Consider the following 21,628-nt stretch of genomic DNA (forward strand, 5'->3'; position numbering starts at 1 on the left):
CTAGGCGCCAAGTCGAAGACAGTACGCTAGTACGGCGAGACGCAGGCAACAACGTCCTGCGCATGTTGTTACGCGTGGCGCTTGAAATCGCGGAAGCGGAAGCCAACGAGGAACAAGGTGGCAAAGTACGCCACGCCGCATAGCGCCACCACCAGGGCCAGCGCGCCGGCCCGCAGCAGCGGATGGGCTTGCATAGCGATCCAGTCGATGCGCATGGCGCCAAGATACGCCACGCCGCCCATCACGATGAGTGCCGGCAGCAGGCGCAGGAAGAATTTGGCCCAGCCCGGTTTCGGCTGGTAGATGCCGCGCTTGCGCAAGCCCCAGTACAGGAATGTGGCGTTCAGGCAGGCGCCCAGGCCGATCGACAGGGCCAGGCCGGCCACGGCGATGTAGGGCACGAACAGCAGATTCATCAGCTGCGTGGCGATCAGCACGCCGATGGCGATCTTCACGGGCGTGCGAATGTCCTGGCGCGCATAAAAGGCGGGCGCCAGGGTTTTCACGAGGATGATGCCGATCAGGCCCAGGCTGTAAGCCACCAGCGGCTGCGTCGACATGGTCACGGATTCGGCCGTGAACTTGCCGTAATGGAAAAGGGTGGCGATCAGCGGCGTGGCCAGGGTTGCCATGCCGACGGCGGCAGGCAGGGCCAGCAGGAAGGTCAGGCGCAAGCCCCAGTCCAGCAGGGCCGAGTATTCCGTCTTGTCGCCATCCACGTTCGCTTTCGACAGGCTGGGCAGCAAGATGGTGCCCAGGGCCACGCCCAGCATGGCGGTGGGGAACTCCATCAGACGGTCCGCGTACGACAGCCAGGAAATGCTGCCTTCGGCCAGGCGCGACGCGATGCTCGTGTTGATCATCAGGCTGATCTGCGCTGCCGAGACGGCGAACACGGCCGGCCCCATCTTCTTCAATACGCGGCGCACGCCGCCGTCGGACAGGCCGATGGCGGGATTGATCGACAGGCGCGGCAGCATGCCGATCTTGATCAGCGCGGGAATCTGGACCGCCACTTGCAGCAGGCCGCCGGCGAACACGGCAATGGCCATGGCGTAGATCGGCTGCGCCAGATGGGGCGCGAGGAATAGCGAGGCGGCGATGAACGACAGGTTCAGCAGCACTGGCGTGAACGCGGGAATCTTGAATTCGCGCCAGGTATTCAAGATGCCGCCGGCCAGGGCCACGAAGGACATGCAAGTAATATATGGGAACATCAACCGCGTCATCCACACGGCCGCGTCAAAGGCGCCCGGATCCTTGGACAGGCCCGTGGCGATCGCGTACACAAACCATGGCGCGCCCACGATGCCGATGGCGGACACGAGCAAGGTGGCCCAGACGAGGGTGGTGGCCACATGGTCGGCCAGTTGCTTGCTCGCTTCCTGGCCATGCTGGTTCTTGTATTCTGACAAGATCGGCACGAACGCTTGCGAGAACGCGCCCTCGGCAAACAATCGGCGCAACAGGTTGGGGATGCGGAAGGCAACAATGAAGGCGTCCGTGTAGGCGCCGGCGCCAAAGGCGCGCGCGAACAGGCTTTCGCGCAATAATCCGGTTACACGGGACAGCATGGTCATGCTGGAAATGGCGGCGAGGGTTTTAAGCAAGTTCATGGGGGCAGATTATAGCCGGGCGCAGTACCGGCAAACGGTTAAAATATGGTAACAAGCGGGTAACAAGCGCCGCCTATTCGCCCTTGTCAGCCCCATTTTCACGTGTTTTTGACGTGGCACACGGTTTTTTGATTTGCCCCCGCTTGAAAATATCGCTATAATCGAAGGCTGTACAGAATTCTGTTACGCAGACACTAATGTTTGACAGGCACTGGTTTGGCACACATGGTTCGGCAGACGCACAGAACGCACCGGTTGGCAAACACTAATGTTTGCAAACGCACTTTGACCCTGTTTTAGGAAATTCCATGGCAAATACCGCACAAGCGCGCAAACGCGCTCGTCAAGCAGTTAAGCAAAACGCACACAATTCGTCCCAACGTTCGACCTTGCGCACGGCTATCAAAGCTGCTCGCAAAGCGATCCAGGGCGGCGACAAGGCAGCTGCTGCTGCAATCTTCCAAGCATCCGTGTCGACCATCGACCGTATCGCTGACAAGAAGATCATCCACAAAAACAAGGCAGCTCGCCATAAGAGCCGTCTGGCAGCTGCTTTGAAAGCACTGTCCGCTTAATATTCGCCAGCAGGCAAGCCACTACGGTGGCCTTGTCTGTGCCGGTACGCTGGCACTGGTTGAAAAGCAAAAACCCGCAGATTCATTCTAGCGGGTTTTTTCGCGTTCTTTTTCGCGGTTTTTCGCGGCCGTGTCCGCAGCGGACAGCGGCCACCGCCTAGCGTGCGGCCGGCAAGTTGCCGATGCTCATGCCTGGCTTGATGTTCTTTTGCTTGAACCAGCCCAGGTGCATTTCCAGCGCATAGCGCACGGGCACGGTCTTCGTCGAGCAATGGCTGTCGAGCGTGTGCGGTTGCATGTCCTCGATGTTGACGATCTTGCCGCTGGCGTCGATAAAAGCCACGGACAGGGGCAGTGGCGTGTTTTTCATCCACATGCATTGCGTCGATGGATTGCCAAAGACGAACAGCATGCCCGCATTAGCCTCCATTTTTTCACGGTACATCAAACCCTGTTCGCGCTGCGCTTCCGTGGCGGCCACTTCCGCCTGGATCAAGTGCATGCCAGCCGACAGTTGCACGCCCTTGGTTTGTGCTTGGGCAATGCTGGCGCAGGCCAGCAGGGCGATGGACAGGCTGAGACGGCGTAGGGAATTTTTCATGGGGCGGGATGGTGGCTGCGAAGCGGCGATTAAGCCATGCTGGCGGCTGCCTGGTCAAGCATGCTGCCTGTCCGCGCCGAAAGCGTGGGGTTACAGCAACATGGCTGTTGCCGTAACCCCGGGAACTGCACTTACTTCACGGGCTTGCCAGCTTCAGCGGCCGGCTGCTTCGTCTTGCGCGCCTGGGGAATCATGCGTTGCGCATCGGTCGCGGCCGAAGCCTTGGTTGATGCACCGGAACGCGCCGCATCCGTCGCGGCCGAAGCCTTGGTTGATGCACCGGAACGCGCCGCATCCGTCGCGGCCGAAGCGTTGACGGTGGCCGAGGCCGGCGGCACCGGCTTGACGGCGTCGGTAGCTGCCGACGCATGGCTGGCTGCCGAAGCGGGTGGCGGCTTGACGGCATCGGTCGCGGCGGAAGCGTGCACCTTGGCGCCCGATTGCGCCAGTGCGGCGCCAGCAAGCAGGGAGGCGGCCAGGGTCAGAATTACTTTTGTCATCATCTTTCCTTTTCTGTCATGTTAAGGTGGGATGATTTTAATGCATTATCTAAAAATAAATAGTGCTTATTGGCAAAATTCGATGCCGAGGCTGTTTTTTCTTGCCCCGCTCACGCTTTTCCTATGTTCTCGGCCGGCACCTCGCACCATTCGCCGGGCAGCAAGGGATGGCTGGCCAGCGAGAACGGGCCGATGGCGCTGCGCACCAGGCGCAGGGTGGGCAGGCCGACGGCTGCCGTCATGCGCCGCACTTGCCGGTTTTTTCCCTCTTTCAAGGTGATCGCCAGCCACGAGGTGGGTTTGTCGGCGCGCGCGCGGATCGGGGGATTGCGTGGCCACAGCCAGTCCGGCTCGGCGATGCGCACGGCCTTGCACGGCTTGGTGATGAAGTCGCCCAGGTCCAGCGGCGCCTGCAGGCGCGCCAGGCTGGCCGCATCGGGCACGCCGTCGACCTGCACCAGATAGGTTTTCGCTTCCTTGCGGTCCGGGTGGCTGATCTCGTGCTGCAGGCGGCCATCGTCCGTCAGCAGCAGCAAGCCTTCGCTGTCGGCGTCGAGCCGGCCAGCCGGGTAGATGCCGGGGATGGTGAGATGGTCGGCCAGGGTGGCGCGGCCATCCTGCGGCGAAAACTGGCACAGGACCTGGAATGGTTTATTGAAGAGGATGAGTGGCATGCTGGTAAAGGAATTGATGTAAGCGATGGTGGCTGCTGGTCGGCGCCGCAAAAGCGTGGCGCCCTGTAAGATACTGGTGCATAATGTGAAACGTCAGTCTTATGTCTTATAGAAGACTTGAGGCGGTATGGCAACGAGGTTCTTTGGCGCCGCGGATGGCCCGGGTGTTCTTTCCCTGCTAAAGTGCGTTGTTGCCGCCATGTTCGGACTTGTTTTTGTAAACTCTGCAACCGCAGAGCGCGTCGCCGGCCTGTGTTGCCCGCCAGCGGTGTGTCCCACTTCGGAGATCACGATGTATCAACATATCACTGTACCTGCTGACGGCCAAAAAATCACCGTCAACGCCGATTTTTCGCTGAATGTACCAGATAATCCCATCGTTCCCTTCATTGAAGGCGATGGCACGGGCATCGATATCAGCCCGGTCATGATCAAGGTGATCGACGCTGCCGTGGCCAAGGCCTACGGCGGCGCGCGCAAGATCAGCTGGATGGAAATCTACGCGGGCGAAAAATCGACGAATGTGTATGGTCCCGATGTGTGGCTGCCGGAAGAAACCCTGGAAGTGCTGAAAGATTACGTCGTTTCCATCAAGGGCCCGCTGACCACGCCCGTTGGCGGCGGCATCCGCTCGCTGAACGTGGCCTTGCGCCAGCAGCTCGATCTGTACGTCTGCCTGCGGCCCGTGCGCTACTTTACGGGCGTGCCATCGCCCGTGAAAGAGCCGGAAAAGACGGATATGGTGATTTTCCGCGAAAACTCGGAAGATATCTACGCCGGCATCGAATACCAGCAGGGTTCGCCCGAAGCCAAGAAATTGATGGATTTCCTCGTCAATGAAATGGGCGTGACGAAAATCCGTTTCCCGGCCACGTCGGGCCTGGGCATCAAGCCCGTCTCCATCGAAGGCACGGAGCGCCTGGTGCGCAAGGCCATCCAGTACGCGATCGACAATGACAAGCCATCCGTGACGATCGTGCACAAAGGCAACATCATGAAGTACACGGAAGGCGGCTTCCGCGACTGGGCGTATGCGCTGGCGCAAAAGGAATTCGGCGCCGAGCTGATCGATGGCGGTCCATGGTGCAAGTTCAAGAACCCGAAGACGGGCCGCGACATCATCGTCAAGGATTCCATCGCTGACGCGTTCCTGCAACAGATTTTGCTGCGTCCGGCCGAATACAGCGTCATCGCCACCCTGAATTTGAACGGCGATTACATTTCCGACGCGCTGGCGGCGCAAGTGGGTGGCATCGGCATCGCGCCGGGCGCGAACCTGTCCGACTCCGTCGCCATGTTCGAAGCGACGCACGGTACGGCGCCGAAGTACGCTGGCAAGGATTACGTGAACCCCGGTTCGCTGATTTTGTCGGCGGAAATGATGCTGCGCCACATGGGCTGGCTGGAAGCGGCGGACCTGGTCATTTCCTCGATGCAAAAGTCGATCGCCTCGAAGCGCGTCACCTACGACTTTGCCCGCCTGATGGAAGGCGCCACGCAAGTGTCGTGTTCCGGTTTCGGCGCCGTGATGATCGAGCACATGTAACACGAGGGGCAGGGTGCTGCGCACCCTGCGGACGAAAAAAAACCCCGTCAGGAGACGGGGTTTTTCACATCTGAGGGCAGGCGATGCTTAGGCTGCTTGGATGTTGGAAGCTTGCTTGCCTTTAGGGCCTTGCGTGACTTCGAATTGAACTTTTTGACCTTCTTTGAGGGTCTTGAAACCGTTCATGTTGATTGCGGAGAAATGAGCAAACAAATCTTCGCCGCCATCATCTGGAGTGATGAAGCCAAAACCTTTGGAATCATTGAACCACTTAACTGTACCTGTTGCCATAAAAAGAACTTTCAAAATTAAAACAAATCACACGAGCCATAAAAGCAAGAAGCTTCTTGCCCCCTCCTCGACGTCTCACTTCTTATCAAGCTGTACATTACTGCAACAGTCGATACAGCATTGTTGGCGGAATAAATAATGAAGTCAAGCGCTTTTCCATCGATATTGCCAAATTCTTCACGGCAACCAAAAAAGCAACTCTTGATTTTGGCGGCAAGGTCGCCATCTGCGCACTATTAAGAAAACGCGTAAGATTGAAAACAATTGGAAAGGCGTAGATATTGCGCATGACAACCACTGTGAAAGCATTAGAATAAGCGTATGGCAACCAAGCACGACACAGAAACCCTGCTGGAGCGGCAAGTGCTGAAGCCGCCACCGCTCTACCAGGTAGCCTTGCTCAATGACGACTACACCCCGATGGAATTTGTGGTGGCCATCATTCAGGAGTATTTCAACAAGGACCGTGAAACGGCGACGCAAATCATGCTCAGTGTTCATCGCTACGGCAAAGGAGTGTGCGGCGTGTTCTCTAAAGATATAGCGTGTACCAAAGTGGAGTTCGTTTTAACGCATGCGCGCAAGGCGGGGCACCCCCTGCAGTGCGTGATGGAGGAAGTATGATTGCGCAGGAATTAGAAGTAAGTTTGCACATGGCGTTTGTCGAAGCTCGGCAGGCACGGCACGAATTCATCACGGTTGAGCATTTACTGCTGGCACTGCTGGACAATCCCTCCGCTGCCGAGGTGTTGCGTGCCTGCGCGGTCAATATAGAGGACCTGCGCAAGACCCTCACCAATTTCATCGGCGACAACACGCCGACCGTGCCTGGCACGGGCGAAGTCGACACCCAGCCGACGCTTGGTTTCCAGCGCGTGATCCAGCGTGCCATCATGCACGTCCAGTCCGCCTCGAATGGCAAGAAGGAAGTCACGGGCGCCAATGTGCTGGTGGCCATCTTCGGCGAAAAGGATTCGCATGCCGTCTACTACCTGCACCAGCAGGGCGTGACGCGCCTGGACGTGGTCAATTTCATTTCGCACGGCGTGCGCAAGGACCAGTCGACGGAAAGCGCGAAAGCCTCCGAAGGCGTGGAAGAAGCGCCTGTCGATGGCCAGCCGAAGGAAAGCCCGCTCGACCAGTTCACGCAAAACCTGAACAAGGCTGCTGCCGAAGGCAAGATCGACCCGCTGATCGGCCGCGAGGAAGAAGTCGACCGCGTGATCCAGATCCTGTGCCGTCGCCGCAAGAACAATCCGTTGCTGGTCGGCGAGGCGGGCGTGGGCAAGACGGCCATCGCCGAAGGCCTCGCTTACCGCATCACGCAAAGCGATGTGCCGGAAATCCTGCAGAATGCCGTCGTGTATTCGCTGGACATGGGCGCCTTGCTGGCAGGGACCAAATACCGCGGCGACTTCGAGCAGCGCCTGAAAGCCGTGCTCAAGCAGCTGAAGGACAATCCGAACGGCATCCTGTTCATCGATGAGATCCACACCATCATCGGTGCGGGTTCGGCGTCGGGCGGCACCTTGGACGCGTCCAACCTGTTGAAACCGGCACTGGCAAATGGCCAGTTGAAGTGCATCGGTGCGACCACGTACACGGAATTCCGCGGCGTGTTTGAGAAAGACCATGCGCTCTCCCGCCGCTTCCAGAAAGTGGACGTCAACGAGCCAACCGTCGAGCAAACCGTGCAAATCTTGCGCGGCCTCAAATCGCGCTTCGAAGAGCACCATGGCGTGAAATACTCGGCCTCGGCCCTGTCGACGGCGGCCGAACTGGCGGCGCGCTTCATCAACGACCGCCATCTGCCCGACAAGGCGATCGACGTCATCGATGAAGCGGGCGCGGCGCAGCGCATCCTGCCGAAGTCGAAGCAAAAGAAAACCATCGGCAAGGCCGAGATCGAGGACATCATCGCCAAGATCGCGCGCATTCCGCCGCAAACGGTCAACCAGGACGACCGCAGCAAGCTGCAGACGATCGACCGCGACTTGCGCAATGTTGTCTTCGGGCAAGATCCCGCCATCGATGCGCTGGCCTCGGCCATCAAGATGGCGCGTGCCGGCCTGGGCAAGACGGACAAGCCGATCGGTTCCTTCCTGTTCTCCGGTCCGACCGGCGTCGGCAAGACCGAGGTGGCGAAACAGCTGGCCTTCATCCTCGGTATCGAGCTGATCCGTTTCGACATGTCGGAATACATGGAACGCCACGCCGTCAGTCGTTTGATCGGCGCGCCACCGGGCTACGTTGGTTTCGACCAGGGCGGCTTGCTGACGGAAGCGATCACCAAGAAGCCGCATGCGGTCTTGCTGCTCGATGAAATTGAAAAAGCCCATCCGGACATTTTCAATATCCTGCTGCAAGTGATGGATCACGGTACCTTGACGGACAACAATGGCCGCAAAGCCGATTTCCGCAATGTGATCATCATCATGACGACCAATGCGGGCGCGGAAAGCTTGCAAAAGACGTCGATCGGCTTCACCAATTCGAAGCAGGCTGGCGACGAGATGGCCGACATCAAGCGCATGTTTACGCCGGAGTTCCGCAACCGCATCGACGCGACCATCAGCTTCCGCTCGCTGGACCAGGAAATCATCCTGCGCGTGGTCGACAAGTTCCTGATGCAGCTGGAAGAGCAGTTGCACGAGAAAAAGGTCGAAGCCGTATTTACCGAGAAGCTGCGTGCTTTCCTCGGCAAGAAAGGTTTCGATCCGCTCATGGGTGCGCGTCCGATGGCACGTTTGATCCAGGACATGATCCGCAAGGCCCTGGCCGACGAACTGTTGTTCGGCCGCCTGGTCACCGGCGGACGGGTCACCGTCGACCTCGACGACAAGGACCAGGTCTTGCTGGAATTCCCGGAACCGCCAGACGCGGCACCGACGGCTGCACCGGAAACGGTGGAAGTGGAATAAGAACACCGAACCAAACCTACTGCGCGTCGCGATTTGCGGCCTCCGATGCTCACTGTGCTCTTGCACAGTTCCGCTTCTCGGCCGTAACTCGCTGCCGCTCGCTACGGTTTTGTTCAGCGTTCAGAGCGGTTCTGCTCTTGTCGAAAAACCCGCCCACGCAAGTGGCGCGGGTTTTTTTACGTTTTTATGGGCAATAAAGAAGGTTTTAAGAAGGTTTTCTTTGGTCGTAGTTATGCCAGAATTGCTGTCCGGTATCGACATGATGTCCATGCCACCTGACCGCTATCTGGATGCTCACATGAAAATTTCCCGTACTCTCGCCTTCCTCTTGTTTTCCGCCGGCTTGCTGGGTAGCGCTGCTGCCGCTGCCGCGCCTGCCGGCAGCTACTTCCGTTTCCCCGCCGTGCGCGGCGATACCGTCGTCTTCACGGCCGAAGGCGACTTGTGGAAAAGCAGCGTGCGCGGTGGCGCGGCGCAGCGCCTGACCACGCATCCCGGCTATGAAACGAACGCGGCGATTTCGCGCGACGGCCAGTGGCTGGCCTTTTCCGCCGCCTATGAAGGGGCGCAGGAAGCGTATGTGATGCCGCTGGCCGGCGGCTTGCCGCGCCGTATTTCGTATGACAATGGCGGCGTACTGGTGCTGGGCTGGACGGCGCAGGGTGAAGTACTGGTCAGCACGCAAAACACGGATGGTCCCGCTTCGCGCCGCATCGTCGCCGCCATCGATCCCGTGAAACAGACGCGCCGCGTGTTTCCCGTGGCCGACGCGAACGATGCCGTGCTCGACGACGCGGGCAAGACGCTGTTTTTCACGCGTTTCGGCCTGGCCATGACCAATGACAATGTGCGCAACTACCGGGGCGGCGCGCATGCCACCCTGTGGCGCTATGACCTGGGCGGCAAGGGAGAAGCCGTGCGCATGCACGCGGAGCCTGCTGTGTTGGCTGGCAACAACAAGCGCCCCATGTGGTGGCAAGGCCGCGTCTATTACATCAGCGACGAGGGTGGCAGCGACAATCTGTGGAGCATGCTGCCGGATGGCTCCGACCGCCGCGCCTTGACCAGCCACACGCAGTGGGATGTGCGCAATGCGCAGTTGGGCGACGGCAAGATTGTGTATCAATTGGGTGCAGACCTGCAGGTGCTGGACCTGGCGGCAGGGACAGACTCATCGCCATTGCCGATCAGCCTCGTGTCCGATTTCGACCAGCAGCGTGCGCGCCAGATCCGCTCGCCGCTCGACACCTTGAGCAATGTCCAGGTATCGGGCAAGGATGAGCGCATCATCCTTACTGCACGGGGCCGTGTCAGCATCGCCGGCACGGGCAGCCTGCGCCGCGTCGATATCGCCATTCCCGAAGGGGCGCGGGCGCGCGACGCCGTGTTTTCCAGCGACGAGAAATCCGTCTTCGCCATCGTCGACACGAGCGGCGAGAACGAAATCTGGAAGTACGCCGCCGATGGTTCGGGCAAGGGCGAGCAGCTGACGACGCAGGGAGATAATCACCGCTGGAAACTGTACCCGTCGCCGGACGGGCGCTGGCTGGCGCACACGGACAAGAAGGGCCGTTTCTGGCTGCTGGATCTGGCGACCAGGGGCAACCAGTTGATCGACGACGCAGGCAAGGCCGGCGTGGACAAGCACGACGAAGTGCAATGGTCGCCCGACAGCCGCAACCTGGCCATCGTGCGCGTGGCCAGCAACGAGCAGCGCGAGCAGATCGGCCTGTACAACCTCGCGTCGAAACAGCTGCAATTTGTCACCAGTGACCGTTATACGTCCGGTTCGCCCGTGTTTTCGCCCGACGGGCGCTGGCTGTATTTCATGTCGGCGCGCAATTTTCAGCTGGCCAATGGTTCGCCGTGGGGCGACCGCAACATGGGCCCCGTGTTCGACAAGCGCATCGGCGTATATGCGCTGGCGCTGCAGCCGGGCAACCGTTTCCCGTTCCAGCCCGACGATGAGCTGAGCCGTCCGGGAGTGAAACCGGCGGAGACGGATGGTGAAAAGGCGGCCGAACAGGCGGCGGAAAAGGCATTGGAAAAGGCCGGCGGCAAGGGCGCCGTGAAAAAGGCCCCAGCCGCCTTGCCTGCCATCGTCAGCCAGGGCCTGGCCGAGCGCCTGTATGAAGTGCCGCTGGCGGCGGGCAATTACAGCGCGCTGGCCGCCGACGACAAGCGCCTGTACTTCCTCGAACGGGAAAGCGGCGAAAACAAGTCCAGCCTGAAGACCCTGGCGATTGGCAATACCGGTTCCAAGCCGGAACTGCTGGTGGCCAATGTGCGCGAATTCGACCTGGCGCAGGATAAAAAGCATTTGTATTACCGTACTGCGGCCGCCACCGGGCCGGGCGAGATGCTGGTGATCGAGGCGGGCGCCAAGCTGCCGGCCGACCTGTCGAAGGCCAAGGTCAAGGTCGACGACTGGACGTTTGTCTCGAATCCGCGCCTGGAATGGAAGCAGATGTTCAACGACGCGTGGCGCCTGCACCGCGACTTCCTGTACGACGCGAAGATGCGCGGCGTGAACTGGAAGGCGGCGCGCGACAAATATGCGCCGCTGGTCGAGCGGGTCACGGACCGTGCCGAACTCAATGATTTACTTGGCATGATGGTGGCCGAAGTGGGCGCCCTGCATTCGCAGATCCGTCCCGGCGAATTGCGTCGCACGGAGCAGGAAGGCACGCCGGCGGGCCTGGGCGCGGTGCTGGCGCGCACCAGCGATGGCTATCAGGTCGAGCATGTCTACCGCAGCGAAGCGGAATTGCCGTCGGCGCGCGCACCGCTGTCGCGCCCCGAAGTGGACGTGAAGGCGGGCGACGTGATCACGGCCGTCAATGGCAAGAATGTGCTGGCCGCGCGCGACATCAGCGACCTGTTATTGAACCAGGCCGACAAGCAGGTGCTGCTGCAAGTTAAACGGGGTAATGGCAAAGGGGGCGCGTCGCGCGCCGTCATCGTCACGCCCGTCAACATGGCGAAACAGACGGCACTGCGCTATGGCGACTGGGAATTGAGCCGCGCCGAGCAGGTGGCCACCGCTTCGCAGGGGCGCATCGGCTACTTGCACCTGCGCGCCATGGGCGCCAATGACATCGCCTCGTTCGCGCGCGATTTTTACGCCAACATCAACCGCGAAGGCCTGATCATCGACGTGCGGCGCAATAACGGCGGCAATATCGACAGCTGGATCATCGAAAAACTGCTGCGCAAGGCCTGGGCCTATTGGGCGCCGCCGGGCGTGCAGCCGTCGTCGAACATGCAGAACACCTTCCGCGGCCACCTGGTGGTGCTGGTCGATGAACTCACGTATTCCGATGGCGAGACCTTCGCCGCCGGCATCAAGGCCCTGGGCCTGGCGCCGCTGGTGGGCAAGCGCACGGCTGGCGCCGGCGTCTGGCTCAGCGACAATACGCGCCTGGCCGACAACGGCATGGCACGCGTGGCGGAAAACGGCCAGTTCGGCATCGACGGCCAGTGGCTGATCGAAGGCGTGGGCGTGGTGCCGGACGTCGAGGTGGAAAATCCGCCGCACGCCACCTTCAATGGCGCCGACCGCCAGCTGGAAGTGGCGCTCGACATGCTGGCGAAAAAGCTCAAGGAGCAGCCGCGCCCGGCCTTCCAGGCACAGCCGATCCCCGCGCTGAAGTAATCGCGTTACAGGCCGCAGGCGGCCTTGAACTGCTGCGCGCGGCGGCGCGAGACCTCGACCACGCTGCCGTCCAGCAGGTGCAGGTCGAGGCCATCGGCGGCATTCGGCGACACTTGCGCCACCTGCGCCAGGTTGACGATCTGGCGCCGGTTGGCGCGCAGGAACAGGGCGGGATCGAGCTTTTCTTCGAGCTGGTTCAAGGTGCGCAGCATCAGCGGACGCTGCGCGCCGAAATGCACGCGCGTGTAGTTGCCTTCCGATTCCAGCAGGCGGATATCGTCAAACGCGACAAACCAGCAGCGTTCCCCATCCTTGATGAAGGCCTTGCGCGGCGCGGGCGGCGGCACGGCTTGCGCCCGCGCGCCGGCGCGTGCCAGGGCCGTGGCCAGGCGTGCCGCCTGCACGGGTTTTTGCAGATAGTCGAGGGCGCTGACCTCGAACGCCTGCAGCGCGTACTGGTCGAAGGCCGTGCAAAAGATGACGTCGGGCGCATCATCGAGCGCGGCCAGCAGGTCGAAGCCGGAGCCGCCCGGCATCTGCACGTCGAGCAGCAGCAGGTCGGGGCGCAGCTTGCCGATCTGCGCGACGGCGTCGGCCGCGCTGGCCGCCTCTCCCACGATCTCCACGGCACCTTGCTGCACATGCGGCGCCAGCAGGCGACGCAGCTCGGCGCGCGCCAGGCGCTCGTCATCGACCAGCAGCACCTTGAGCGGCTGACCGTTCATGCCTGCTCCGGCAGGTGGATGGTGGCGTGTACCCAGCCCGCCTGTTCACACAGTTCCAGGCTGGCGCGCTCGCCGCAGGCCAGTTGCAAGCGCTGGCGCGCATTGCGCAAGCCGACGCAGGTGGAGTTGCCCGGTTCGCGCAAGGCGCCCGTGTTGGCCACGTCGATCTGCAGCAAGGTGGCGTCGTCGGCAGGGCTGGCGCGCCGCGCCGTGATGCGGATGTCGCCGCCCTCGGCGCTCGCTTCGACGCCGTATTTGACGGCGTTTTCCACCAGTGTTTGCAGGGCCATGGGCGGCACGCGCACGTGCTCCAGGCCAGGAGCGCTTATCTCGATCGCGAAGCTGACGCGCAGGCGTTCCTCGAAGCGTATCTGTTCGATGGCCAGGTAGGCGCGCACGGCGTCCAGTTCGGCCGACAGGGGCACCGTGGCATGCTGGCCCGATTGCAGCGCGTGGCGCATCAGGCCAGCCAGCTGGTCGATCATGTGCGCGGCCGCGTCGCGGTCTTCGAAGATCAGCGCGCGCACGCTATTGAGGCTGTTGAAGAAAAAATGCGGATTGACTTGCGCCTGCAGGGCACGCAACTGGGCATCCTTGGCCAGCACTTCCAGGCGCAACGCCTCGGCCTCGAAGCGGCTGGCGCGGCGCAGCGACTGCGCAGTGAAGTAAAACACCGTCCAGGTCAGGTAGACACCGAACCAGAACAGCAGCGCGCCGGGCAGCCAGGCGATGCCGCGGAGGGTGCCCGGCGGATACATGACATGGAAGGCTGCCGCCACGCTGGCCGTCTGGATGGCGGCCAGCACGATCAGCGACGGCACGATGCGCGTCCAGCGCAAGCCATTCGCCGCCCAGCCGCGCCGGCGCAGTACGCCATGCCACAGGTGCGACAGCAGCAGCCCGCCCAGGGAACCCCAGCTGGCAATCGTCACGACGATGCGCAGCTGCGTGGAGCCGCCATACACGCTGTTGAACAGGGTGAGCGCGCCCCAGCCGGCCAGCTGGAAGGTCCAGTACCAGTTGATCCTGGCCAGCAGCGGCGGCCGTTGCAAGGGCGCGTTCACTGTCTAGTCCAGGAACTGTTCGATGCGCGCATGCATCCAGTCCGGCTGGTCGTACATGATGAAATGGCGCGCCGTGTCGGCCAACGCGATCTGCACGCCAGGCAGCTGTGCATACTGCTGCTGGAAGGTGGCTTCGATGGCGGCGCGCGGCGCATAATCCTTGTAGGCGATCCAGGTGCCCAGCACCAGGGTCGGCGATTTGATTTTCGCCACGTCCTGGCGCAGGTCGCTGGCCATCAGGGTGCCCATGGCCTTGATCACCGTCTCGCGGTCCGAGCGCTGTCCCCAGCCGATGATGCGCTCCACGTCGGCCGGCGCGCTGGCCATGCTGCTGACCGCGCGGCGCTGGCTGACGGCGTAGGTGGCGTCATCCTGCGCGCGCATGGCCGATTGCATCTGCGTGGACATGGCTTGCAGTTGCTGCGGCGTGATGGTGGGCAGTTGCGTCGCGCCCAGTGCCGGCAGCGAGTCGACGATCACCAGCTTGCCCGTTTGCGCAGGATGGTCGATGGCCATTTTCAGGGCCAGGAAGCCGCCCAGGCTATGTCCGATGATGGCTGGCTGGCCCAGTTTTTGGCTGCCGATGTAGTCGGCCAGTTGCCGCTCCGCCTGCGCCAGCAAGTCGTCTTCGATGGGGGCCGCGCCGGCAAAACCGGCCAGTGTCAGTACGTGGCATTGGCGCGCGGCTTGCGGGCCACACAGGCGCGCCACCGTCCCTTGCCACACTTCGCCCGACGATGCGAGGCCGGGAATCAGGATCAGGGGACGGCCTTGTCCGGTGACTTCGACCGTGAAGGCCTTTGGCGCGGCGGCCTGGCTGGCGCCCGTCGCCAGCAGGGTACTGAGCAAGATCAATGTTTGCAGTGTTCGTTTCATGGGGTACTCCTCCTTGACGACCATGCTAGCGGCGTACGCGCCCCGCGGCCAGCGCTGCGGGATGAGCGGCGGCAGGGCCGGATGAGTGGTTCAGATCCACGCATCCTGATCCTGGCAGTGGTCCGGCAGGTAGGTCAGATACTGCACCATGCGCGGTGCCGGGCCGCGGTTGGGCGTGGCGCAGTGGGGCAGGGCCTGGTGCCAGATGATGAAATCGCCGGCCATGCCGTCGACAGGCACGGCTTGCAAGTCTTTAATGGCCCATTCGCGCGGCTGGCGGCCCGGCGGTACTTGCCGCAGCCAGTCGGCCATGTGCCGCTGGAAGCCGGGCACGCAGTGAAAGGCGCCGTGCCGCGCCGGACAGTCGCTCAGGTACAGCATGCCTTGCAGCTTGAAGGGAACCGGCTGCTGCAGGCTGACGTCCCAGTGCAGGGCGCTGCCTAGGAAACGGTGCTGCGGCGTTTCCGGCGGATTGAAGCTCACCTTGTCGATGCTGGCGTAGATGCCGGCGCCAGTGCCGTACAGCTGCTGGTAGGCGTGGCGGATGTGCGCATTGTGCCGGTTTTCCTCGAGGGCCGGATGGTCGGAAAACTGCAGCATCAAACCCCGCTTGCCCGGGTGCGGCCGGTACCACGATGCCGCATCATCGGGGCTGGCGCCCAGGTAGTCCCAGATCGCCGTTTGTGCGGCGATGCACTGCGTGCGCGGCACGGCGCCGCGCAGCACCAGATAGCCGTATTCCTCGAAATGGTGCAGGTCGGAAGCGGACAGCACGTCCTGGTGGGGATTGGCGGCGTGCGCCGGACGTGGGCGCGTGCGCGCGGCGATCCAGTCGGTGTAAGCCTGCAGGGTCGGCCGTTGCTGATACAGGAAGTGCAGCGCGTCTTCCATCGAAATGCCGCGCGCGTACAGCGCCTTGATGTCGCGCTGGTCGCTTGCCAGTCCCTGGTTGCCGCTCGCGCTAGCGTGTCCCGTGCAGCGCTGCCATAAATCGTGCAGGTGAGGCCAGTCGTCCATGGTGTCGTCGTTGGTTGGGAGTTAGCCGGTGCGCAGGCGGCGCCACAGGGTGGTGCGGCTGATGCCGAGGTAGTGGGCGGCGGCGTCGCGGCGCCCGCCGAAGCGCGCCAGCACCGCGCTGGCGCTTTCGTCTTCCAGGCGCGGCGGCACGGTGGCGGCCGGCGCCGCCGGCAGCACCGCCGTGCCGCCAGCGTTGGCCAGTTCCGGCGCCACGCCCAGCACGAAGGCGGGTGTCAGCGCCTGCAGCGGTTCGGCGGCCAGGAACAGCGCCAGGCGCTCGGCCAGGTTGCGCAATTCGCGCACGTTGCCGGGCCAGTCGTAACGGCGCAGCAGCGGCGCGCAAGCCTGGATTTCCGCGTGCAGGTTCGGGTGCGGACGGGCGCCCAGCGCGGCCAGCGCGTTTTTCAGCGACCATTCGGTCAGGCCGGGAATGTCGCTGGCGCGTTCGCGCAAGGCGGGCAAATGCAGGCGCAGCACGGCCAGGCGGTAGAACAGGTCGGCGCGGAAGCGTCCTTCGCGGATGCGCTGCTCCAGGTCGCAGTGCGTGGCGCTGATGATGCGCACATTGATGGCGATGGGCCGCGTGCCGCCCACGCGCACCACTTCGCGCTCTTCCAGCACGCGCAGCAAGCGCGTTTGCAGGGCCAGCGGCATCTCGCCGATTTCGTCGAGGAACAGGGTGCCGTGGTTGGCCGCCTCGAACAGGCCCGCATGGCCGCCGCGGCGCGCGCCCGTGAAGGCGCCGTCCTCGTGGCCGAACAGTTCCGATTCCAGCAGGGATTCGGCGATGGCGCCGCAATTGATGGCGATGAAGGGGCGGTTCGCGCCCAGGCTGCGCGGGCTTTCGCGGTGGATCGCCTGCGCCACCAGTTCCTTGCCGCTGCCCGTCTCGCCCTGGATCAGCACCGTCGCCGGCGAGCGCGCATACAGCACCACCGACTGGCGCAGCGCTTCCATCGCTTCCGATTCGCCGCGCAGATCGTGCAGACCGTGGCGCGCGCGCAGGGTGTCGGCCACCACCGTGCGTCGTCCGCGGTTCGATTCGATCTGGGTCAGGCGCGCCAGTTCCAGTGCGTCGTCGAAGGCGCGCCGGATGGCCGTGGCCGAATATACGAAGACGGCGGCCAACCCGGCTTCCTCGGCCAGGTCGGTGACGAGCCCCGCGCCGACGACGGCTTTGACGCCCGCCGCCTTCAGTTCATTGATCTGCGCGCGCGCGTCTTCCTCGGTAGCGTAGGTGCGCTGCGCGATCTGGAAGCCGAAGGTGGCGGCAAATTCGGCCAGTTCCGGCATTGGGTCCTGGTAGGTGACGACGCCGATGTGCGGCGAGATGCGCCGTGCGCGCGCCAGCGCCTGCATCACGTCGTAGCCGCTGGCCTTGGCGATGATGACGGGCACCGACAGCCGGCCTTTCAGGTAGGCGCCGTTCGAACCGGCCGCGATGACGGCGTCGCAGCGCTCCGTGGCCATGCGTTCGCGGATGTGGCGCACGGCGTCGTCGAAACCCAGGTTGATCGGTTCGATTGTCGCCAGGTCGTCGTATTCGAGCGTGATGTCGCGGAACAGGTCGAACAGCCGCGAGACGGAGACGGTCCAGATGACGGGTTTGTCGCGGTGGTCGAGCGGAGGTTGAGGAGGGCGGCGCATGCTTTATTCTAAACGATTTGTTTCATTTTCTTGCCATGCAACGGCGTTGCAACGATCGTGTTGCACCTGGTCTGTGGCGTTTCAGATATTGCCAATAAGGAATATGAAAAAACCGCCGGAAACTGGTTTATGATCTAGCAGCACCATGATGCTTGGAAGAATATGTTTCCCAGGCGCATGTTCACTTTGCCGTTAACCATCCATGGTGTCCATGAACCGCGTACCGACCAGTCCCGATTTCATCGCCGATGCCTTGCAGCTGATCGCCTTGCCGGCCTGCGCCTGCGATGCCTGCGGCATGGTGGTGGCGGCGAATGGCGCCTTGCACGCCCTGCTGGGGCGGGATATCGCGGGCCGGCTGCTGGCCGACTGCTTTACGGACGCCTACCGCGCGTCGAGCACCAGCATGCTGCGCGGCGCGCTCGGTGCGGCCGGGCGCGAACGGCACTGGGACAGCAGTCTGCAAGGAGTATCGGGCGCCATCGCCGTACAGGTCTGGTCCAGGCCCCTGCTGGTGGACGATGGCTTGCCGGGCGCGACCCTCGTGTTTGCCGACATCAGCGTGCAGCAGCGCGACCAGCAAGCCTTGCGCAAGACTTTGCTGGAGCAGCAGGCGATCCTGGAAAGCGCGGCCGTCGGCATCGTCTTTTCCAAGGGGGGCTTCATCGAGGAGTGCAATATCCGCGCCGCCGAGATGCTCGGCTATGCGCGCCACCAGCTGACGGGCATGCCGGGCGCGGTGCTGTACCGCTCCGCCGAGCATTGCCGCGCCCTGGGGCTGGAAGCGGCGCCGCTGCTCTCGATGGGCAAACCCTACCGCACCGAACTGGAATTGCGGCGCCAGGACGGCACCTTGTTCTGGAGCCGCCTGCACGGGCGCGCCGTCGATCCCCTGAATACGCATGACGGCACGGTCTGGATCATCGAGGATATCAGTGACCACCGGCGCGATGAGGACCAGCTGCGCCGCGCCATGCTGGAAATGCAGGCCGTGATGGACAACGCGCCCCTGGCCATCGGCTTCCAGCGCGACAAGGGCGTGCTGCGCTACAACCGGCGCTTCGCCGAATGCTTCGGCTTTGATGGCGACAGCGGCGTGGGCCTGGCCGTCGCCGACCTGTATCCGTCGCGCGCGGCATATGAAAATGTCGTGCGGCAGGCGTCGCCCCTGCTGCGGCGCGGCCAGCCGTTCCAGGGCGAGATGGAGATGCGTCGGCGCGACGGTTCCACCTTCTGGGCGCTGGCGTATGGCTATGTGCTGAACCCGGAGAGCCAGACGGACCGTGGCTTGCGCGACACGATCTGGCTGTTCGACGACCGCAGCGCGCAGAAGGCGGCCGAAGAGGCGACGCGCCAGCTGATGCTGGAGCAGCAGGCTATCCTCGACAATGCCTCCGTCGGCATCCTGTTTTCCCGTTCGCGCCTGGTCCTGCGCTGCAATCCCCGCTTTGCCGAAATGTTCGGCTACGCGCAGGAAGAGATGACGGGCTTGCCCGCCGCCGAGCTGTTTCCCTCGCCCGCCGCCTACGAGGCATTTGGCGTGCAAGCGACGCCGCTGCTGGGACAGGGCTTGCCGTACGAGCAGGATGAATCGCTGTTCCGCCGCCGCGACGGCAGCCTGTTCTGGTGCCGCATCCGCGCCAAGGCCGTCGACCAGACGCACAGCGAACAGGGCGCCATCTGGATACTGGAAGACGTCACGGCCAGCCGCCAGACGCAGATGGAAGTGGCGGCCATCATGACGAATGCCTCGGTCAGCATCCTGTATACCAAGAACCGCCAGATCACGCGCTATAACCTGGGCTTTGCCGCGATGTTCGGCTACAGCGGCGACGAGGCGCTGGGCTTGCCCGGACGCGCGCTGTACGTGTCGCAGCAATCGTACGACTTGCTGGGCGCTGCGGCCTTTCCCTTCCTGTCCGTGGCCAAGCCCTTCCAGACGGAAGTGGAAATGATGCGTCGCGACGGCACGACCTTGTGGGCGCAGCTGATCGCCTATGTCGTCAATCCCGACGATCCCGCCGCCGGCACCATCTGGATCATCGAGGACCGCACGGAAGCCAAGCGCGCCGAAGAATCCCTGCGCAACGCGCTGCTGGAAAACCAGGCCATCCTCGACAGCGCCGTGCTGGGCATCTCGGTGGTGGAGGGCGGCTACAATTTGCGCGCCAACAGCAAGATGGAAGAGCTGTTCGGCTATGGGCCGGGCGAGATCAACGGCCTGTCGGTGCAGGCCCTGTATCCGGACGTGGCCGCGTGGAAGGCGGCGCGCGGCGAGACGGCGCGCGATTTCGAGGCGGGCAGGGTGCACATGTCGGAATACCAGCTGGTGCGCAAGGATGGCAGCCGCTTCTGGGCGCGCCTGTCCGGCCGGCCGTTCGACCTGGCGCATGCGCACGGCCGTTCCGTGTGGCTGGTCGACGACGTGACGGCCCGTCGTGAGGCGGCCGAGGCGGTGCGCCGCGCGCGCGACGAGCTGGAATTGCGCGTGCAGGAACGCACGGCCGAACTGGCCGGCGCCAACCTGCTGCTGCAGGGCGAGATCGTCGAGCGGCGCCAGGCCGAGGCGCGCGTGCATCACATGGCTTACCACGACAACCTGACGGGCTTGCCGAACCGCGCGCTGCTGTCGGACCGGTTGGAGCGGGCCATGCTGGCCGCGCAGCGTTCCGGGCGCAAGCTGGCCGTGATGTTCATCGACCTGGATCGTTTTAAAACCATCAACGATTCGCTGGGCCACATGACGGGCGATTTGCTGCTCAAGGAAGTGGCCGCCCGGCTGTGCGGCGCCGTGCGCGCCAGCGACACGGTGGCGCGCCTGGGCGGCGATGAATTCGTCGTGCTGGTGCCGGGCATCCGTGGCAGCGACGAAGCGGCGCGCGTGGCCGAGAAGGTCATCGAGGCGCTGACGCCCGCCTTTCCGCTCGACGGCCACGTGCTGCACGTGACGCCGTCGATCGGCATCTGCCTGTATCCGGACGATGGCGGCGATGTCGACGCGCTGATGCGCCATGCCGATGCGGCCATGTACCATGCCAAGGGCAATGGCCGCAACAACTACCAGTTCTTCACGCAGACGATGAATCAGGCGGCGGCCCTGCATTTTGATCTGGAAAGCAGCTTGCGCACGGCGCTGGCGCTGCAGCAGTTCGAACTGTTTTACCAGCCGATCATCGATATCGCCACGCGCCGGCTGCACGGCATGGAAGTGCTGCTGCGCTGGCGCCGTCCCGGCCACGGCCTGGTGCTGCCGGACCGCTTCATTCCCATCATGGAGGAAAACGGCTTGATCGTGCCGGTGGGCGAGTGGGTGATGCGCCAGGCGTGCGAGCAAAGCATGGCCTGGCAGCGTCAGGGCTTGCAGCCGGTGCCGCTGGCGGTGAATCTGTCGCCGCGCCAGTTCATGCACAAGGGCCTGGTGGCGGCCATCGGCGCCGTGGTGCGCGAGACGGGCATCGATCCGGCGCTGCTGGAATTCGAGATCACCGAGACGGCACTGATGCAGCACGGCGAGCATACCCTGGAGATTTTGCGCCAGATCAATGGCATGGGCTTGCGCCTGTCGATCGACGACTTCGGCACCGGCTATTCCAGCCTGGCCTATCTGAAGCGCTTCCCCGTGAAGAAGGTCAAGATCGACCGCGCCTTCATCAAGGACCTCGAACACAGCGCGGAAGACCGCGCCATCGTGGCGGCCATCATCGCGCTGGCCGACAGCCTGCAATTGTCGGCCGTGGCCGAGGGGGTGGAAACGGAAGAGCAGTTCGCCCTGCTGCAGGCGAACGGTTGCCGCTATGCGCAGGGCTATCTGTTTTCCGCGCCGGTACCCGCTGCCAATGCGCAATCGCTGTTGGAGCGGTTACCTGCTTAGTCGATCGTTGCCACCACCGGTGCATGGTCGGACGGCTGTTGCCAGTTGC

At 63.1% G+C, this 21,628-nt stretch carries 16 protein-coding genes; 6 read left to right on the forward strand and 10 right to left on the reverse strand.

What is annotated here, in order from left to right; genetic code table 11:
* Positions 1–68: 68 nt before the first annotated feature.
* Positions 69–1,616 (reverse strand): murein biosynthesis integral membrane protein MurJ, encoded by a 1,548-nt coding sequence (gene murJ, locus SJI03_RS14630; protein ID WP_322427659.1) that lies wholly within the window; start codon positions 1,614–1,616, stop codon positions 69–71.
* Between the two features lie 308 nt (positions 1,617–1,924).
* Between murJ and rpsT the strand changes: the two genes are divergently transcribed.
* Positions 1,925–2,191, forward strand: a complete 267-nt coding sequence (rpsT, locus tag SJI03_RS14635; protein WP_010395935.1) for a 30S ribosomal protein S20 — start codon at positions 1,925–1,927, stop codon at positions 2,189–2,191.
* A 157-nt stretch (positions 2,192–2,348) separates the two neighbouring features.
* Here the strand turns inward: rpsT and SJI03_RS14640 are convergent, their stop codons facing one another.
* From SJI03_RS14640 to SJI03_RS14650, 3 genes are all read right to left on the reverse strand, one after another.
* Complete coding sequence (locus SJI03_RS14640) at positions 2,349–2,792, reverse strand: DUF192 domain-containing protein (protein WP_322427660.1); 444 nt, start codon at positions 2,790–2,792, stop codon at positions 2,349–2,351.
* Between the two features lie 131 nt (positions 2,793–2,923).
* Positions 2,924–3,292, reverse strand: a complete 369-nt coding sequence (locus SJI03_RS14645; RefSeq protein ID WP_322427661.1) for a hypothetical protein — start codon at positions 3,290–3,292, stop codon at positions 2,924–2,926.
* A gap of 110 nt (positions 3,293–3,402) precedes the next feature.
* On the reverse strand, positions 3,403–3,966 hold the full coding sequence (locus SJI03_RS14650; protein WP_096234386.1) for a pseudouridine synthase: 564 nt from the start codon (positions 3,964–3,966) through the stop codon (positions 3,403–3,405).
* Positions 3,967–4,258: 292 nt separating this feature from the next.
* Here SJI03_RS14650 and icd point away from each other — a divergent pair, with 292 nt between their 5' ends.
* Positions 4,259–5,512: an NADP-dependent isocitrate dehydrogenase gene (gene icd / locus SJI03_RS14655; protein WP_099378987.1), complete on the forward strand. Its 1,254-nt coding sequence runs from the start codon at positions 4,259–4,261 to the stop codon at positions 5,510–5,512.
* An 87-nt stretch (positions 5,513–5,599) separates the two neighbouring features.
* On the opposite strand, the gene SJI03_RS14660 is transcribed toward icd, so the two are convergent.
* A complete protein-coding gene (locus SJI03_RS14660; protein WP_010395943.1) occupies positions 5,600–5,803 on the reverse strand; it encodes a cold-shock protein in 204 nt (67 codons plus the stop codon).
* A gap of 321 nt (positions 5,804–6,124) precedes the next feature.
* On the opposite strand from SJI03_RS14660, the gene clpS reads away from it, so the two are divergent.
* The 3 genes from clpS to SJI03_RS14675 all read left to right on the forward strand — a co-directional run bounded on the left by clpS (position 6,125) and on the right by SJI03_RS14675 (position 12,379).
* Positions 6,125–6,427, forward strand: a complete 303-nt coding sequence (gene clpS / locus SJI03_RS14665) for an ATP-dependent Clp protease adapter ClpS (RefSeq protein WP_034751577.1) — start codon at positions 6,125–6,127, stop codon at positions 6,425–6,427.
* Complete coding sequence (gene clpA, locus SJI03_RS14670) at positions 6,424–8,724, forward strand: ATP-dependent Clp protease ATP-binding subunit ClpA (RefSeq protein WP_035825884.1); 2,301 nt, start codon at positions 6,424–6,426, stop codon at positions 8,722–8,724. Before clpS ends, clpA begins: the two co-directional genes overlap by 4 nt.
* Before the next feature lie 298 nt (positions 8,725–9,022).
* On the forward strand, positions 9,023–12,379 hold the full coding sequence (locus SJI03_RS14675) for a S41 family peptidase (protein ID WP_322427663.1): 3,357 nt from the start codon (positions 9,023–9,025) through the stop codon (positions 12,377–12,379).
* Positions 12,380–12,384: 5 nt separating this feature from the next.
* Here SJI03_RS14675 and SJI03_RS14680 read toward each other — a convergent pair whose 3' ends face one another.
* The 5 genes from SJI03_RS14680 to prpR all read right to left on the reverse strand — a co-directional run bounded on the left by SJI03_RS14680 (position 12,385) and on the right by prpR (position 17,708).
* Positions 12,385–13,104 (reverse strand): LytTR family DNA-binding domain-containing protein, encoded by a 720-nt coding sequence (locus tag SJI03_RS14680; RefSeq protein ID WP_322427664.1) that lies wholly within the window; start codon positions 13,102–13,104, stop codon positions 12,385–12,387.
* Positions 13,101–14,168, reverse strand: coding sequence for a sensor histidine kinase (locus tag SJI03_RS14685; protein WP_322427665.1), 1,068 nt, complete (start codon positions 14,166–14,168; stop codon positions 13,101–13,103). The genes SJI03_RS14680 and SJI03_RS14685 overlap by 4 nt, the downstream gene beginning before the upstream one ends.
* A 3-nt stretch (positions 14,169–14,171) precedes the next feature.
* A complete protein-coding gene (locus SJI03_RS14690; protein WP_322427666.1) occupies positions 14,172–15,044 on the reverse strand; it encodes an alpha/beta hydrolase in 873 nt (290 codons plus the stop codon).
* A gap of 90 nt (positions 15,045–15,134) precedes the next feature.
* Positions 15,135–16,061: a phytanoyl-CoA dioxygenase family protein gene (locus SJI03_RS14695; RefSeq protein ID WP_322427667.1), complete on the reverse strand. Its 927-nt coding sequence runs from the start codon at positions 16,059–16,061 to the stop codon at positions 15,135–15,137.
* Positions 16,062–16,082: 21 nt separating this feature from the next.
* A complete protein-coding gene (gene prpR / locus SJI03_RS14700) occupies positions 16,083–17,708 on the reverse strand; it encodes a propionate catabolism operon regulatory protein PrpR (RefSeq protein WP_099378992.1) in 1,626 nt (541 codons plus the stop codon).
* 211 nt (positions 17,709–17,919) lie between these two features.
* Between prpR and SJI03_RS14705 the strand changes: the two genes are divergently transcribed.
* Complete coding sequence (locus SJI03_RS14705; protein WP_322427668.1) at positions 17,920–21,579, forward strand: EAL and GGDEF domain-containing protein; 3,660 nt, start codon at positions 17,920–17,922, stop codon at positions 21,577–21,579.
* The last annotated feature ends 49 nt before the right edge of the window (positions 21,580–21,628 follow it).

The organism is Janthinobacterium sp. GMG1 (assembly GCF_034427795.1).
GTDB lineage: Bacteria > Pseudomonadota > Gammaproteobacteria > Burkholderiales > Burkholderiaceae_D > Janthinobacterium.